The 14,817-nt window shown below is 70.2% G+C and carries 15 protein-coding genes; 8 read left to right on the top strand and 7 right to left on the bottom strand.

Annotated features, from left to right (window positions below; translation table 11 throughout):
* Positions 1-32: 32 nt before the first annotated feature.
* On the bottom strand, positions 33-296 hold the full coding sequence (locus ABE505_RS01220) for a hypothetical protein (protein ID WP_346442751.1): 264 nt from the start codon (positions 294-296) through the stop codon (positions 33-35).
* Positions 297-456: 160 nt separating this feature from the next.
* Here ABE505_RS01220 and ABE505_RS01215 point away from each other — a divergent pair, with 160 nt between their 5' ends.
* Positions 457-1,566 (top strand): DNA/RNA non-specific endonuclease, encoded by a 1,110-nt coding sequence (locus ABE505_RS01215; protein ID WP_346442749.1) that lies wholly within the window; start codon positions 457-459, stop codon positions 1,564-1,566.
* Between the two features lie 24 nt (positions 1,567-1,590).
* Entirely contained in the window at positions 1,591-2,025 is a 435-nt protein-coding gene (locus ABE505_RS01210; RefSeq protein ID WP_346442748.1) for a hypothetical protein, read from the top strand.
* A 28-nt stretch (positions 2,026-2,053) separates the two neighbouring features.
* Here the strand turns inward: ABE505_RS01210 and ABE505_RS01205 are convergent, their stop codons facing one another.
* Positions 2,054-2,449, bottom strand: a complete 396-nt coding sequence (locus ABE505_RS01205) for a YbaN family protein (RefSeq protein ID WP_346442746.1) — start codon at positions 2,447-2,449, stop codon at positions 2,054-2,056.
* A 122-nt stretch (positions 2,450-2,571) separates the two neighbouring features.
* Here ABE505_RS01205 and queD point away from each other — a divergent pair, with 122 nt between their 5' ends.
* Both queD and ABE505_RS01195 read left to right on the top strand, forming a co-directional pair.
* Positions 2,572-2,928 (top strand): 6-carboxytetrahydropterin synthase QueD, encoded by a 357-nt coding sequence (gene queD / locus ABE505_RS01200; RefSeq protein ID WP_346442745.1) that lies wholly within the window; start codon positions 2,572-2,574, stop codon positions 2,926-2,928.
* 221 nt (positions 2,929-3,149) lie between these two features.
* Positions 3,150-3,557, top strand: coding sequence for a phasin family protein (locus ABE505_RS01195; protein ID WP_346442743.1), 408 nt, complete (start codon positions 3,150-3,152; stop codon positions 3,555-3,557).
* Between the two features lie 92 nt (positions 3,558-3,649).
* Here the strand turns inward: ABE505_RS01195 and ung are convergent, their stop codons facing one another.
* The 4 genes from ung to rhlB form a co-directional block, all read right to left on the bottom strand.
* Positions 3,650-4,384: a uracil-DNA glycosylase gene (gene ung, locus ABE505_RS01190; protein ID WP_346442742.1), complete on the bottom strand. Its 735-nt coding sequence runs from the start codon at positions 4,382-4,384 to the stop codon at positions 3,650-3,652.
* A complete protein-coding gene (gene ftsX, locus ABE505_RS01185; protein ID WP_346442740.1) occupies positions 4,377-5,327 on the bottom strand; it encodes a permease-like cell division protein FtsX in 951 nt (316 codons plus the stop codon). The genes ung and ftsX overlap by 8 nt, the downstream gene beginning before the upstream one ends.
* Positions 5,320-6,009, bottom strand: coding sequence for a cell division ATP-binding protein FtsE (gene ftsE, locus ABE505_RS01180; RefSeq protein WP_346442739.1), 690 nt, complete (start codon positions 6,007-6,009; stop codon positions 5,320-5,322). Before ftsE ends, ftsX begins: the two co-directional genes overlap by 8 nt.
* 336 nt (positions 6,010-6,345) lie before the next feature.
* Positions 6,346-8,088 (bottom strand): ATP-dependent RNA helicase RhlB, encoded by a 1,743-nt coding sequence (gene rhlB / locus ABE505_RS01175; protein ID WP_346442737.1) that lies wholly within the window; start codon positions 8,086-8,088, stop codon positions 6,346-6,348.
* Between the two features lie 201 nt (positions 8,089-8,289).
* On the opposite strand from rhlB, the gene trxA reads away from it, so the two are divergent.
* Positions 8,290-8,616: a thioredoxin gene (gene trxA, locus ABE505_RS01170; protein ID WP_047135552.1), complete on the top strand. Its 327-nt coding sequence runs from the start codon at positions 8,290-8,292 to the stop codon at positions 8,614-8,616.
* Positions 8,617-8,842: 226 nt separating this feature from the next.
* Positions 8,843-10,642: a transcription termination factor Rho gene (gene rho / locus ABE505_RS01165; RefSeq protein WP_346442736.1), complete on the top strand. Its 1,800-nt coding sequence runs from the start codon at positions 8,843-8,845 to the stop codon at positions 10,640-10,642.
* Positions 10,643-10,963: 321 nt separating this feature from the next.
* On the opposite strand, the gene ABE505_RS01160 is transcribed toward rho, so the two are convergent.
* Positions 10,964-11,740 (bottom strand): AMP nucleosidase, encoded by a 777-nt coding sequence (locus tag ABE505_RS01160; protein ID WP_346442734.1) that lies wholly within the window; start codon positions 11,738-11,740, stop codon positions 10,964-10,966.
* 178 nt (positions 11,741-11,918) lie between these two features.
* Between ABE505_RS01160 and ABE505_RS01155 the strand changes: the two genes are divergently transcribed.
* Both ABE505_RS01155 and ABE505_RS01150 read left to right on the top strand, forming a co-directional pair.
* Entirely contained in the window at positions 11,919-13,292 is a 1,374-nt protein-coding gene (locus tag ABE505_RS01155) for an amidohydrolase (RefSeq protein ID WP_346442733.1), read from the top strand.
* Positions 13,289-14,605, top strand: a complete 1,317-nt coding sequence (locus tag ABE505_RS01150) for an amidohydrolase family protein (protein WP_346442731.1) — start codon at positions 13,289-13,291, stop codon at positions 14,603-14,605. The genes ABE505_RS01155 and ABE505_RS01150 overlap by 4 nt, the downstream gene beginning before the upstream one ends.
* The last annotated feature ends 212 nt before the right edge of the window (positions 14,606-14,817 follow it).

The raw sequence follows: 14,817 nt of genomic DNA, 5'->3' as shown, positions 1-14,817 counted from the left end.
CCGGGCCCTCGAAGCGACGGGCCTGCGCCCGGTCACGGCGTCCCGGTCGCGGGCGGCACGTCCAGGATCACCGGCACCGCGGGCGCGGGGCGGTCCTGCGCCGGGTTAGCGTCGTCCGCGTCCTCCTGCACTGCGTCGGTGTCGGCGTCGCGCTGCGCGCGCGTCGGCACCGAGGACTTGATCAGGAAGCGGCCGGCGTCCTCCGGCGGCACCTGGGAGGGCATCAGCAGGTCGGCCTTGTTGCCGCAGGCGGCCAGCAACAGGGCGGTCAGCACGATCGGAAGACGGTTGCTCATCGGCGAAGTGTACAGGCGCCGCGGCCGCCGGTCCGCCCGAATACGCGGCGGCGGACGCCACGGATGCGCGTGTTCATGGACGCAGTAGGGTCGGCCCCAGATTGTCCGGCCCAGCACCCGCCGCCCACACTGCGAGGGTCACGCGCCACAGGACCGCACGATGGGCATTCTCGAAGGGCTGGGCAGCGCCGCCTCGCAGGTGGGCGGTGCGTTCAAGGGGGCCGGCGAGGTGCTCTGGGAGACCGGCGAGGGCGTGGCGACACTGGGCGCGAACGCGTTGAAGACCGGCTATGACCTCGGCCCGGCGGGCTGGCTGGCCGACGGCGCGTCGGCGCTCTACACGCAGGCGACCGGCGACACGCTCGATGTCCCCGACTGCCTGCCCTCGGCCGAACGCGGCGGCGAGCGCATGGAGGCCGCGGCCGACCTGGTCTCCACGATCGCGCGCAATCCGGGCCTGTTGGTCGATGCGGTCGTCGACCCGATCGTCGACGACTGGCAGGCCGGGCGCTACGGCGAGGCGATCGGCCGCGGCGCCGCCGAGCTGGTGCTCACGGTCGCCGGCACCAAGGGCGTCGACAAGGCCGCCAAGGGCGCCAAGGCGGCCGACGCCGCCGGCGATATCGCCGATGCCGCGCGCGCGGCCGAGCACGCGCAGGACCTGGGGGATGGCGGACGCGTCGCCGCGCGCGGCGACGACGCCGCCGATCTGGCCGAGATCCTGGCCCGCGCCGACACCGGCCGCACCGTCGGCGGGCGGCCGCTGCTGCAGTTCGACACGATGGACGACTTCAATGTCGCCGCGAACGCCGCACGTCCCGATACGGTCTACGCGTTCGGCGACTACCGCTGGAGCACCGACGAGGCCGGCCGCGTGGTCAAGGCCGAAGGCAGCGTGTCGCTCGAACCCGCCGGCCGCAACGATCCCGGCCTGCAGCGGCAGATCGGACACGAGGGCTATCCCACCGACGTCGGCTTCCACCTGATCGCCGACTCATTCGCCGGCCCGACCAACCGGCTCAACGTCGTGCCCGGCAACGGCAAGCCGTTGCCCGACGGCACCAAGAACCTCAACACCGGCGCCTACGGCCACCAGTTCGAGGGCCAGATCCGCGCACTCAAGCAGGAGAATCCAGAGCTTGACGTGCAAATCCGGGTCGAGCCCTACTACGACGCCGGCAACACGACATCGCGGCCCGATGGCTTCGTTGCCGCCTACCGGCAGGAAGGCGGGAAGTGGGTGGAGTTCGATTTCGATAACATCCACTGATCCCCGAATGCCGCCCGGACTCCCATGCTCGACGCCATCGCCATCCAGCAAGCCCAGGAACGGGTCGTGCGCGAAGTCGCCGCCTGCGTCACCGATGTGATGGAAGGGGAATGGGGCGCACGCGAGTGGAAGCGCATCGGCCTGCATGCCGAAATCGACACCGAAGGCGGCCGCAGGATCAGCTCGCAGACCTCCGCGATCGCGGCCATCCCCGCGCAGCCACTCGAAGACGTGGACTTCCGTCTCTCGCGCGCAGCCAAGGAGGCGCTGGTGGCGTTGCGCGAGACCATGCGCGAGGAGCGCGGCGCGTGGTCGAGCGTGCTGCTGACGATCGAGCCGACCGGCCGGTTCTCGTTCGATTTTTCCTACGAGCCGCCGCGGCGACTGGCCGGCGACCTGCTCTACTCGCCGCTCGACGGGTTCCTGGACCGCTACAAGGCCGAGACCGGCGCGCGCTGAGTGCACTGTCGCAGCGCGCACCTGCGCATCATGCCGCCGGCGGTTCGGGCCGCAACCACAGCCAGGTGCCGACGACGGCCATGCAGCCGATCGGCAGCGCGCTCATCCACCAGCGGTGGGCCGGGATCGCCAGTACGAGCGCCACCAGAATCGCCGAGCAAGCCAGCATGGCCACCGTCGCCAACCACTTCGCGCGGCGGCTGACCGCGCCATGCGCCTGCCAGTCGCGGATCGACGGCCCGAAGCGCGGGTGCGCAAGCAGCCAGCGATGCAGGCGCTCGGACCCACGCGAGGCGGCCCAGGCGGCGATCAGGATGAACACCGTGGTCGGCAGGCCCGGCACGAAGATGCCCAGGATGCCGAGGCCCAGGCTGGCGTAGGCCAGCAGCCACCAGGCCCAGCGAAAGCGCGTGCGACGATGCATGCGCGCATTCTATGCACGGCCAGCGCCGCATCGCGTGTCCTCGGGCGCCGTGCGGCCGGCGTCCAGCGTCACTCTGCTACGCCGCGATTGCCGCGCTGCCGGCCACGCTCGACAATGCCGCCATGGATATCTTCAAGGTCTTCTCCGTCGAGGCGGCGCATCGCCTGCCCAACGTGCCGCCTGGGCACAAATGCGCGCGGCTGCACGGCCACTCGTTCCAGATCGAGATCCACGTCTCGGGCGAGCCGGGCGAGCACTCGGGGTGGATCATGGACTTCGGCGACCTCAAGGCCGCGTTCGCACCGCTCTACGCCCAGCTCGACCATCACTACCTCAACGAGATCCCGGGGCTCGAGAACCCGACCAGCGAGCGGCTGGCGATCTGGATCTGGGAACGGCTCAAACCGACCCTGCCGGCGTTGAGCGCGATCGTGATCCGCGAGACCTGCACCTCGGGCTGTCGCTACACCGGTCCCTGAGGCGGGCACCCGCTGGCACCCGGCGATCACGGCGGACGCGCGCGAGCCGACCCCGCAATCCGCCTGAGCAGCCTGCTTGAGCAGCGCGCGCAAACCATTGATTCATCTACAAAACTGAACACACGGCGACCGTTCGTCGGCTCGATGTTGCAATGCAGCATAGGCAGCGCTATGCTGCATTGCACAAACCCGGCAGCCGCCGGCCCACGCAGGTAACCGCCATGTCCTACCAGTTCAACGAGCAGTTCACCGCCGCGTCGCGCCAGTTCGCCGATGCCGCGGCCCAGATCAACCGCCTGACCCTCGAGAATGTCGAGAAGGCCTTCGGCGTCCACTTCACCACCCTTGGCGAGAACGCCAACGCTACGTTCGCGTTCGTCAACGAAGCGATCGAGGTCCGCGATCTCGACGGCATGAAGGCGCTGTGGCCCAAGGGCGCGCAGATCGCTCGTGAGAACGTCGAGCGCCTGGTCAGCGCAGGCCAGGACGTCATCGGCCGCACTGTGAAGACCCACGAAGCGATCGCGGAACTCGCCAAGGCGCAGCTCGAATCGGCCACCGCCGACGTCCGCGCGCAGGCCGAGACCGCCGCCAAGGCCGCCGCGGGCAAGCCCACCGCCAAGCGTTGACCGCATGCGGGCCCACGGCCCGCACGCCACCGAACACTCGGGCGATCCCTCCCTCGCCCGGGCCGACCCGGCAGCTCGCGCTGCCGGGTTTTTTATGCAAGCGAGGCCCGCGGTGGCAGCGACCAGTCGACCGGCCGCTCGCCGCGACGCTGCAGGTAGTCGTTGGTGGCCGAGAAATGACCGCAGCCGAGGAACCCTCGATGCGCCGACAGTGGCGAGGGATGGGTGCTGCGCAGCACCCGGTGGCGGCGCGTGTCGACCAGCTTGCCCTTGGCCTGCGCGTAGCTGCCCCACAGCAGGAACACCAGGCCCTCGCGCTCGCGGTTGAGGGTGTCGACGACGTGGTCGGTGAACCCCTCCCAGCCCTTGCCCTGGTGCGAGCCGGCCCGGCCTTCCTCGACCGTCAGCACCGCATTGAGCAGCAGCACGCCCTGGCGCGCCCAAGGCATCAACCAGCCGTGGTCGGGCCTGGGCAGGCCGAGGTCGCGGGTGATCTCCTTGAACATGTTGTCCAGCGACGGCGGGATGCGCACGTCCGGACGCACCGAAAACGACAGGCCATGGGCCTGGCCGGGTCCGTGATAGGGATCCTGCCCGAGGATGACCACCTTGACCGCGTCGAACGGGGTCGCGTCGAACGCGGCGAAGATGTCCGGGCCCGGTGGATGGATCCGCGCGCCCTCGGCGCGGCGGGCGCGCAGGAAGGCCGACAGCGCCTGCATATCGTCGCGGAGCAGCCAGTCGCCGACGCGTGCCTTCCACGAGGGCTCGAGCTTGATCCGGGAGGCGGTCTCGGCCGCAGGCGTCGTCGTTTGCGAATCAAGCATGGTCCGGACGCGTCTGGCGCAGGAAGTGGCCGGTGACGATGCCCCCGCCGAGCCAGCCCAGTGCGGTCGAGCCGCCCAGCACCGCCAGCACGCCGAGCGGCCCGAAGCCGCGCAGCGCGAACGTGGCGCCGTAGCTGGCCGCGACCTCGGCCAGCGGCGCGCGCAACGCGGCCGCCGCCGCGCCCAGCAGCGCCAGTGCAACCGCGCCCGAGGCCAGCCCGTACCAGGCGCCCAGATAGAGGAATGGCCGCTGGATGAAGCCGTCGGTCGCGCCCAGCAGCTGCAGCACGCCCAGTTCCTCGCGCCGCGATTGGATGTCCAACCGCACGGTGTTGCCCACGACCAGCAACGCGCCCAGCCCGAGCAGCGCGGCCAGGACCCAGACCACGCGCCCGCCGAAGCGCAGCCAGCCGTCCAGACGCTGGCGCCACTGCGCGTCGTGCTGCACCAGTTCGGCCTCGGGCAGTTTCCGCAGCGCATCGGCCAGCAGCATCTCGTCGCCCGACGGCGTCAGGATCAGCACGTGCGGCAACGGGTTCTCATCGAGGACATCGATCGCCGGTCCGAATTCGCCGCGCTCGCGCAATTCGGCCAGGCCCTCATCGGGCGTACGGTGCACCACGCTGCGGACGTCGCCGCGGGCGCGCAGCTCGCCGGCGAGCGCGGCGGCGCGCTCGGCATCGACATCGCGCTGCAGGAACACACTGATCTCGCGCGAGGCGTCGATGCTGCCGCCGAGCCGGCCGACGTTGTCGAGCACCAGCCACAGGCCGAGCGGCAGGGCCAGCGCGATCGCCATCACGCCGATGGTCAGCGCGGTCGACCAGGGCTTGCGGAAGATGCGGCCCAGGCTGGCGACGACGCTGTAGACATGGTGGTCGACCCAGGTGCCGACCGGGGATGCGCCGGTGCGGGCCGGTTGGTTGCGGGGCGCCTCAGGCATCGGCGAGATCCTCGGGCGAGATGTCGTCGACCAGGGTGCCGTGATCGAGCACGAGCGTGCGCTTCTTCATGCGCTTGACCAGGCCCAGGTCGTGGCTGGCGATCAGTACGCTGGTGCCGCGCTCGGGCAGTTCGGCGAACAGCGCCATGATCTCGGCCGACAACGTCGGGTCGAGGTTGCCGGTGGGCTCGTCGGCGACCAGAAGCCGCGGCTCGCCGACGATCGCACGCGCGATGCCGACCCGCTGCTGCTCACCGGCCGACAGCTGCGTGGGCAGCGCGCGCTCGCGATTGCCCAGACCCAGCCGCTCGAGCGCGCTGCGCACCCGCTTGCCGATCTCGGCGCGGCGCTGGCCGCGCAGGATCAGCGGCAATGCGATGTTGTCGAACACACTGCGGTCCGACAGCAGCCGATGGTCCTGGAACACCACGCCCACATCGCGGCGATGCAGTGCCACGCCGCGCCCGCGCACCTTCAGCAGGTTGCGCTCGGCGAACACCACCGCGCCGCGGCTGGGCCGCTCGGCCAGATGGATCAGCTTGAGCAGCGTGCTCTTGCCCGCGCCCGAGTGGCCGGTGACGAACAGCAGTTCGCCCGCAGACACGGCGAAATTGACGTCCGACAGCGCCACATGGCCGCCGGCGTACTGCTTGCTCACGTTATCGAATCGCAGAACGCTCATGTGCGGGATTATTGCAGGGAACGCGTGCAGGGCGCTGTCACTGGATTGGCGCGATGCATGGCACCTTCCCCCGTCTCCGGGGGAAGGATGGGATGGGGGCGATTGCACGGTCGAGCCGCTCGGGCCGCGCTGTCGCCATCGGAATGTTCGCCCCCACCAACCCTCCCCCGCGCGCGAGGGAGGGCTTGTCGCGCTGTTCGGACCGGACGGTCCCCTTGCCCCCCCTCCCGCGCGGGGGAGGGCTCAAGCACAAGACACTGCGCCTCGTCCGGAATCCACAGAACGAAAAAGCCCCGCTGGAGCGGGGCTTCTTGATACCTGCGACCTCGCACTGGATCAGCGCGAATCGCCACCGGAGACCAGACGACGCAGCCCACGCCCGATGCGGCTGAGCAGCGACGGCGCCTTCTCGGCCGCGGTCGCTGCCGGGCGCAGGGTCGGACGCACTTCGCGCGGTCCCTTGCCGCCGTTGCCGCGCGGCTTGGACTCGGTCGACTTCGTCTCGCCGGTCTGCGGCGCCGTGGCTTCGGCCCCCTCGATTTTCTTGCCGCCACGACGGCGACGGCGCTTGCGCGGCGGCCGCGACTCGTCCGGCATCGCCTGCGCGACGGCGCCGGCGGCATCGACGACCGGCTTGGACGGCGCGGCGGCCGCATCGACCGTCGTCGCGTCCGGCCGCGGGGCGCGCGGCTTGCGCGGACCGCGCTCGCCACGGCCTTCGCCACCGCCCGCACGCGGCCCCCGCGGACCCGGCGCACCGCGCCCGCCCCCCGGACCACCACGTCCACCGCCGCGCTTGGCGTCCTCGGCGGCGCGCGCCTCACGCACCTCGCGGAAGATCTCGCCGACGCTCTCGCCCTCGGCGGCATCGACTTCGATGCCTTCGCGCGGCTTGCGCGGCAGCGGGGTCAGCAGTTCCTGGGTGACCGGCTCGGACGGGATCTTCTGCTCGATGTACGCCTCGATGTCCGGCAGCGAGGTCGCATAGCGCTCGCAGGCGAAGCTGATCGCATCGCCCTCGGCGCCCAGGCGCGCGGTGCGCCCGATGCGATGCACGTAGTCCTCGGCGTCGAACGGCAGGTCGTAGTTGAAGACGTGGCTGACGCCGTCGATGTGCAGGCCGCGGGCGGCGACGTCGGTCGCCACCAGCAGCTCGAGCTGGCCGGCCTGGAACTTCTTGAGCAGCGACTCGCGCTTCTTCTGCGGCACGTCGCCCGACAGCACGCCGACGCGGTAGCCGGCCTTCTCCAGCGCGCGCGCGACACGCTCGACGAACGCCTTGGTGTTGACGAACACCATCGTGCGCGCGCCTTCGCTGCGCGACAGCAGGCCGATCAGCAGCGGCAGCTTTTCGTCGTCGGCCGGGTAGTACATGCGCTGGCGCACGCGCGCGGCGGTGATCGACTCGGTTTCCACGACGAGCTTCTCGGGCTCATTCATGTGCTCGTAGGCGAGCTCGAGCACGCGGTGGCTCAGCGTCGCCGAGAACAGCAGGGTCTGGCGCTCGGTGCGCACCGGCATGCGGCGCAGCAGGAAGCGGATGTCCTTGATGAAGCCCAGGTCGAACATCCGGTCGGCCTCGTCGAGCACGCACATCTCGCAGGCGTGCAGGCTGACGACCTTGTGCTGCTTGACGTAGTCGATCAGCCGGCCGGGGGTCGCGATGATGACGTCGGCGCCCTCCTGCAGGATCTGGCGCTGCTTGTCGTAGTCGACGCCGCCGTAGACCAGCGCGAACTTCAGGCCCAGCTCGCTGCCGAACTTGACCGCGTCCTTGTGGATCTGGATCGCCAGTTCGCGGGTCGGCGCCAGGATCAGCGCGCGCGGGTCCTCGGGCTTGCGGTCGGCCAGCGCCGGGCGGGTCAGCAGGCGATTGATCACCGCGACCAGGAACGCCAGGGTCTTGCCCGTGCCGGTCTGGGCCTGGCCGGCAACGTCGCGGCCATTGAGCGCCAGCGGCAGCGTCAGCGCCTGGATCGGGGTACAGCGGGTGAAGCCCGCGCCTTCCAGACCGGCCTGCAGGGCCGGATGCAGCTCGAAGGACGCGAAGGTGAGGTCGGTAAGGGGTTTGTCGCTCATGCGTAGGTCTGTATCCGGGCGTCGCCGGCAGAGGGCGCCGCGTGCTTGCGTGGGCGGCATCCGCAACGCAGACTGCCTGGATGCAGGACGCGTGGGTCGTCCCGCGGATGCGCCGCCTTGATTCGGGCCGACGATCCCCCACTTTACCATCCATCCCGGCGCCGCTGCCGCAGCCGGCGCCTCCTTGATCCGGAGAAGCCCGTGAGCGAACGCGTCATCCATGCCACCGATTCCGACTTCGACGCCACCGTCCTGCAGGCCGACGTGCCGGTGCTGGTGGACTTCTGGGCGCCGTGGTGCGGCCCCTGCCGGATGATCGCCCCGGCGCTGGACGAGCTGGCCGGCGACTACGCCGGGCGCGCCAAGGTGGTCAAGGTCGACGTCGACCAGAACCAGGCCACCGCGCTGAAGTACCACGTGCGCTCGATCCCGATGCTGCTGGTGTTCAAGGACGGCCAGGTCCACGGCACCCAGATCGGCGCGGTCGGCAAGGCGCAGTTGGCCCAGTTGATCGACAAGGCGCTCTGAGCGCGCCGCCCGCGGCGGCCTCAGCGCCGCCGCAGGCGGCCTCGGCCTGAATCGCCGTCGCCGCGACCGCTTGCCGACGCCCCCGTGGCGATGCTAGGTTTGCGCGACTCCGGTAGGTATTCGCCTGCCGCACCCATCTGAACTGCACCTGCCGGGCGCATCTCCCGGCCCTGCCCGTTTCCACCTTCCGCCCTCCGGGCGCTCGCACCGAGCGAGGATTCTGCTCTTGTCCGACAACACCCCTGACGACGCCGGCACGCCGGCCGCCGACACTGCCGTCAAGCGCGTCCGCAAGCCCCGCGCGGCCAAAAAGCCCGCCGACGCTGCGTCCGACGCCCCCCAGCCGCAACTCCAGCTTCCTCCCCAGGATGCCCCTGCCGCCCCCGCGCCGTCGCGTCCGGCGGCCGAGGCCCCGGCTGCCCCCGCTCCAGAGGCACCGCGCCCGCAGCCGCCGAAGGCCCCACCCGCCGCAAGCGGCGATGGCACGCCGCAGGACGGCGGACAGCGCAACGAGCCGCGCCAAGGGGGCGAACCCCGCAACGGCGGTGAACGCCAGGGCGGCGACCCGCGCCCGCAGCAGCCTTACCAGAACAACCGCCAGGACCAGAACAACCGGCAGGATCGCCAGGACCAGGGCAACCGCCGTGACCGCTTCAAGAACCGTCGTGACCGCCAGCGCGGCGGCCGCGACGACGGCCTGCCGCAGGACGGCGGCAACGACCACGCACAGCGCCTGCCGCCGCCGAACGTGCCCGAGGGCTTTCCGCAGTACTCGCTGAGCGACCTGAAGCGGATGCCGGCGCACAAGCTGCTCGACATCGCCGACCAGCTCGCGATCGAAGGCGTGGCCCGCGCCCGCAAGCAGGATGTGATCTTCGCCCTGCTCAAGGTGCTGACCCGCCACGGCGAGGGCGTCGTCGCCGATGGCGTGCTCGAGATCCTGCCCGACGGCTACGGCTTCCTGCGCGCGGCCGAGGCCAGCTACCTGGCCGGTCCGGACGATGTCTACATCTCGCCCAGCCAGATCCGCCGCTTCAACCTGCGCACCGGCGACCACCTGCTCGGCCGGATCCGCTGGCCGAAGGACGGCGAGCGCTACTTCGCGCTGTCGGTCGTGGACACCATCAACGGCGAGCCGCCGGAAGCCAGCAAGGGCAAGGTGCTGTTCGAGAACCTGACCCCGCTGTTCCCGCGCAAGCGCTTCAAGCTCGAGCGCGGCGACGGCTCCAGCGAGGACATCGCCGGCCGCGTCCTCGACCTGATGGCCCCGCAGGGCAAGGGCCAGCGCGCCCTGATCGTCTCGCCGCCCAAGGCCGGCAAGACGATGATGATGCAGCAGGTCGCCAGCGCCATCACCTACAACCACCCCGACGTGCACCTGATCGTGCTGCTGATCGACGAGCGGCCCGAGGAAGTGACCGAGATGCAGCGCACCGTGCGCGGCGAGGTCATCAGCTCGACGTTCGACGAGCCGGCCGCGCGCCACGTGCAGGTCGCCGAGATGGTGATCGAGCGCGCCAAGCGTCTGGTCGAGCACAAGAAGGACGTGGTCATCCTGCTCGACTCGATCACCCGCCTGGCCCGTGCCTACAACAACGTCGTGCCGAGCTCGGGCAAGGTGCTCACCGGCGGTGTCGACGCCAACGCGATGCACCGGCCCAAGCGCTTCTTCGGTGCGGCCCGCAACGTCGAGGAAGGCGGCTCGCTGACGATCATCGCCACCGCGCTGGTCGACACCGGCAGCGCGATGGACAAGGTGATCTACGAAGAGTTCAAGGGCACCGGTAACTCGGAAGTCCACCTGGACCGCCGCATCACCGAAAAGCGCGTCTACCCGGCGATCAACGTCAACCAGTCGGGCACCCGCCGCGAGGACCTGCTGATCGAGCCGGAGCTGCTGCAGAAGATCTGGATCCTGCGCAAGCTGCTGCATCCGATGGACGAAATCGCCGCGATGGAGTTCCTGCTCGACAAGATGAAGAGCACGAAGTCCAACGACGAGTTCTTCTCGTCGATGAAGCGCTGAGGCCTCCGGCCACGAAAGAACGCCCCGCATCGCGGGGCGTTCTTTTCGTTCTTCGCCGGAGCCAACATGTGACCCTGCGCCTACCCGAAGTCGAGGTGCAGAAAGCCTACGGCAGCGGACTGACGCCCGGTGGCCGCGTCGAGCGCGCCATGGATGGCGCGCGCCCGAGTCAAGGCAGGATGCCTTGCCGAGGGGAGAGCGGCTTCCGGGTGGCAGGCTGCTGCCGATCCGAAGTGGAACGGCCATCCCGACACTTGGCAGAAGAAGCCTTTTATTCGACGTCCGCGTGCGGGATCCTCTAATGCGGCAACTGCGATGCCCTCACTCGTCGAAGCGCAGGTGCCGGACGGACTTGCCGTGGCGGCGGATCAGCTTCAACGCCTCGATGCCGATCTGGATATGACGCTCGACGAAGTCGGCACTGACCCGGGCATCGGAGGCTTCGGTCTTGACGCCTTCGGGAATCATCGGCTGGTCGCTGACCAGCAGCAGCGCCCCCGACGGGATGCGATTGGCGAAGCCGGCGGCGAAGACGGTCGCGGTTTCCATGTCGATCGCCATGCAGCGCATCGCCCGCAGCCGTTCCTTGAACGCGTCGTCGTGCTCCCAGACCCGGCGGTTGGTCGTATAGACAGTGCCGGTCCAGTAGTCGTGGCCGAGGTCGCGGATCATCGTCGAGACCGCGCGCTGCAATGCGAACGCCGGCAGCGCCGGCACTTCGGGCAGCAGGTAGTCGCTGCTGGTGCCCTCACCGCGGATCGCCGCGATCGGCAGCACCAGGTCGCCCAGCTGGTTCTTGCGCTTGAGGCCACCGCACTTGCCCAGAAACAGCACCGACTTGGGCATGACCGCAGAGAGCAGGTCCATCATCGTCGCCGCATTCGGGCTGCCCATGCCGAAGTTGATCATCGTGATGCCATCGGCGGTGGCGCTGGGCATGGGCCGGTCCAGGCCCACCACTTCGGCACCGGTCAGACGCGCGAAGTGATGCAGGTACCCGCCGAAATTGGTCAGCAGCACGTGTTCGCCAAACTGGTCCAGCGGCACGCCGGTGTAGCGCGGCAGCCAGTTGCCGACGATCTGGTCTTTCTCTTTCATCGTCTTCTCCTTTTTCTTTCGCGCGCATTCTCGCATCGCGCCGGCATCGGTCGCAGCACGCGTCGCAACTGAGCGCGCGGTCCCAGTGCACGCGGCGGCGACACGGGTACACTCGACGACGCTTTTCGGGGTCGCGCGCGCGCGACGGCTGTTCCATCATCGCTTCGGGGAGTTGTCGATGTCTCGTCTGTTGTCCGCCGCCTTGGCGGCCGTCCTGCTGGGCGGCTGTGCCACCACTGCCTCATCCGGCGCGCCGTCCCGCGCCGCCGCTGCGTCAACGCCCTACCCCAGCACCTACGCACCGATCGCCGCCGCGCCGGTGCTGATCAGCGGCGCCACGGTGCTGATCGGCGACGGCCAGCGCCTGGACGGCGCCGACGTGCTGCTGCGCGACGGCAGGATCGCCGCGATCGGCCGCGGGCTCGAAGTCCCGGTCGATGCGCAGCGCGTCGACGGCACTGGCAAGTGGGTTACGCCGGGCCTGATCGACGTGCACTCGCATCTGGGTGTGTACCCCAGCCCCGGCGCGCGTGCGCACAGCGACGGCAACGAGATGACCGCGCCGGTCACCGCGCAGGTCTGGGCCGAACACTCGGTGTGGCCCCAGGACCCGGGCTTCGGCGCCGCGCTGGCCGGCGGCATCACCACGCTGCAGATCCTGCCCGGCTCGGCGAACCTCGTCGGCGGGCGCGGCGTCACGCTCAAGAACGTCGCTGCGACCACGGTGCAGGGCATGAAATTTCCTGGCGCGCCTTATGGACTGAAGATGGCTTGCGGCGAGAACCCAAAGCGCGTCTACGGCGAGAAGGGCGGCCCGGCCACGCGCATGGGCAATGTCGCCGGCTACCGCGCCGCGCTGATCGATGCGGCCGAGTACCGCGACAAGCAGGCCAGCAATTCGCCAGGCAAGCGCGACCTCAAGCTCGAGACACTGGCCGGTGCGATGGATGGCGACATCCTGGTGCACATCCACTGCTACCGCGCTGACGAGATGGCGCAGATGCTGGATCTGGCGCATGAGTTCGACTTCCATATCACCGCCTTCCATCACGGCGTGGAGGCCTACAAGATCGCCGACCGGCTGGCCGCCGAGGGCGTGTGCGGTGCGCTGTGGGCCGATTGGTGGGGCTTCAAGATGGAGGCCTTCGACGGCATCCAGGAGAACATCGCGATCGTCGACCGCGCGCCGGGAGGCTGCGCGATCGTGCATTCGGATTCCGACGAAGGCATCCAGCGCCTCAACCAGGAGGCGGCGAAGGTGCTGGCCAGCGCCCAGCGCGCCGGGCTCGACATTGCGCCCGAACATGCGATCCGTTGGCTGACCGAGAACGCGGCGCGCTCGCTGGGCGTGCTCGAGCGTACCGGCACGCTGGCGCCGGGCAAGATGGGCGACGTGGTGCTGTGGAACGGCAACCCCTTCAGCGTGTACGCGCTCGCCGAGCAGGTATGGATCGACGGCGCACACGTGTACGACCGGTTCGACCCGACGCGCCAGCCGGTGACGGACTTCATGCTCGGCCAGGGCGCAGCCGCCACTGGAGGTGCCCGATGAGCCGCGCGGTCTCGACCCGGCGCGCCTCGCGCGCAATCGCGCGCCTGCTGTGCGTGGGCGCGCTGGTCGCCGCCACGCTGCCGGTCGCCGCGCAGGACGTGCTGATCCGCGGCGCGACGGTCCACACCGCCGGTGCCCAAGGCACGCTGCGCGAAGCCGACGTACTGGTGCGCGGCGGCCGCATCGCCGCGGTCGGCCCCGGGCTGTCTGCGGCCGGCGTGCCGGTCGTCGAGGCCGGCGGTCGTCCGCTGACGCCGACCCTGTTCGGCGGCGTGACCGGGATCGGCATCGAGGAGGTCTCGGGCGAGCGTGGCACGCGCGACGACCGCCTGTCGCTCGGCAGCGCCGAGGACATGGTCGTGCGGCCGGAGTTCGACGTCACGCTGGCGTTCAATCCCGACTCGATCGTGATCCCAGTCGCGCGCGTGGAAGGCATCGGCTTCACGCTGCTGCCGGCCGGCAATGCCAATGCGATCGTCGGTGGACAGGGCGCAGCGATGCGCCTGGACGGCAGCAGCGATCCCGCCGGTCCGAAGGTGCTGTACCTGGCGCTGGGCAGCGCCGGCGCCGAGCAGAGCGGGCAATCGCGCGCGGCGCAGTGGATGCTGCTCGACCAGTTGATCGACGAGGCCCGTGGCCGGTTGCCGGCCGATTCGCACGTCGCGTCGCTGACCCCGGCCGGCAAACGCGCACTGACGCGTTACCTCGATGGCCAGGGCACGATCGTCGTCGGCGTCAACCGCGCCTCCGACATCCGCCAACTGCTGCGCTGGAGCAAGCGCCACGGCCTGCGTATCGCGATCCGCGGCGGTGCCGAGGCCTGGAAGCTGGCGCCCGAGCTCGCCGCCGCCGGCGTGCCGGTGTTCGTCGATCCGCTGGTCAACCTGCCATCGGACTTCGACCAGATCGGGGCCACGCTCGAGAACGCCGCGCGGCTGCATGCAGCCGGCGTACGTGTCGGCTTCGCGCAGGCCAGCGATGCCTCGCACAACGCCCGCAAGCTGCGCCAGCTCGCTGGCAACGCGGTCGCCCACGGGTTGCCGTGGGAGGCAGGCCTGGCCGGGCTGACGCGCGTGCCGGCCGAGACCTTCGGCGTCGACGCGGCGATCGGTACGATCGCGGTCGGGCGCACCGCCGACCTGGTGCTGTGGTCGGGCGATCCGCTGGATGTCGCCTACACCGCCGACCAGGTGTGGCTGGGCGGCCGCGCGATCGAGATGCGCTCGCGTCAGACCGAACTGCGCGACCGCTACCTGCCGCAGGCGACGCCGGCCAGCGAAGGCGGCCTGCCGCGGGCGTACCGGCACCGCTGAGGCACTTGCGCCTCCAGCAGGCGGGGCGGTGCGTGGGGGTAGACCTTCCGCCTTAGCGGATTGCGGCCCAAGGACCACGGTCTGTTGGGAAACCGATCAACGCGCGATCGGATCGTTTGCCCCCATCCCGGCCTTCCCCCGCAAGCGGGGGAAGGAGGTTGCAAGCGCCGCGGCTTGTTGCGCAGATGCCGGCCTTCCCCCGCAAGCGGGGG

The organism is Luteimonas sp. TWI382 (genome assembly GCF_039674545.1).
In the GTDB taxonomy this organism is placed as follows: Bacteria; Pseudomonadota; Gammaproteobacteria; order Xanthomonadales; family Xanthomonadaceae; genus Luteimonas.
This window is presented reverse-complemented; position numbering and strand designations above follow the sequence as displayed.

Excerpts from the sequence above, each read along its gene's own strand:
- ABE505_RS01220 (WP_346442751.1), bottom strand. The coding sequence starts at position 296 with ATGAGCAACCGTCTTCCGATCGTGCTGACCGCCCTGTTGCTGGCCGCC.
- ABE505_RS01215 (WP_346442749.1), top strand. The coding sequence starts at position 457 with ATGGGCATTCTCGAAGGGCTGGGCAGCGCCGCCTCGCAGGTGGGCGGT.
- ABE505_RS01210 (WP_346442748.1), top strand. The coding sequence starts at position 1,591 with ATGCTCGACGCCATCGCCATCCAGCAAGCCCAGGAACGGGTCGTGCGC.
- ABE505_RS01205 (WP_346442746.1), bottom strand. The coding sequence starts at position 2,449 with ATGCATCGTCGCACGCGCTTTCGCTGGGCCTGGTGGCTGCTGGCCTAC.
- queD (WP_346442745.1), top strand. The coding sequence starts at position 2,572 with ATGGATATCTTCAAGGTCTTCTCCGTCGAGGCGGCGCATCGCCTGCCC.
- ABE505_RS01195 (WP_346442743.1), top strand. The coding sequence starts at position 3,150 with ATGTCCTACCAGTTCAACGAGCAGTTCACCGCCGCGTCGCGCCAGTTC.
- ung (WP_346442742.1), bottom strand. The coding sequence starts at position 4,384 with ATGCTTGATTCGCAAACGACGACGCCTGCGGCCGAGACCGCCTCCCGG.
- ftsX (WP_346442740.1), bottom strand. The coding sequence starts at position 5,327 with ATGCCTGAGGCGCCCCGCAACCAACCGGCCCGCACCGGCGCATCCCCG.
- ftsE (WP_346442739.1), bottom strand. The coding sequence starts at position 6,009 with ATGAGCGTTCTGCGATTCGATAACGTGAGCAAGCAGTACGCCGGCGGC.
- rhlB (WP_346442737.1), bottom strand. The coding sequence starts at position 8,088 with ATGAGCGACAAACCCCTTACCGACCTCACCTTCGCGTCCTTCGAGCTG.
- ABE505_RS01160 (WP_346442734.1), bottom strand. The coding sequence starts at position 11,740 with ATGAAAGAGAAAGACCAGATCGTCGGCAACTGGCTGCCGCGCTACACC.
- ABE505_RS01155 (WP_346442733.1), top strand. The coding sequence starts at position 11,919 with ATGTCTCGTCTGTTGTCCGCCGCCTTGGCGGCCGTCCTGCTGGGCGGC.
- ABE505_RS01150 (WP_346442731.1), top strand. The coding sequence starts at position 13,289 with ATGAGCCGCGCGGTCTCGACCCGGCGCGCCTCGCGCGCAATCGCGCGC.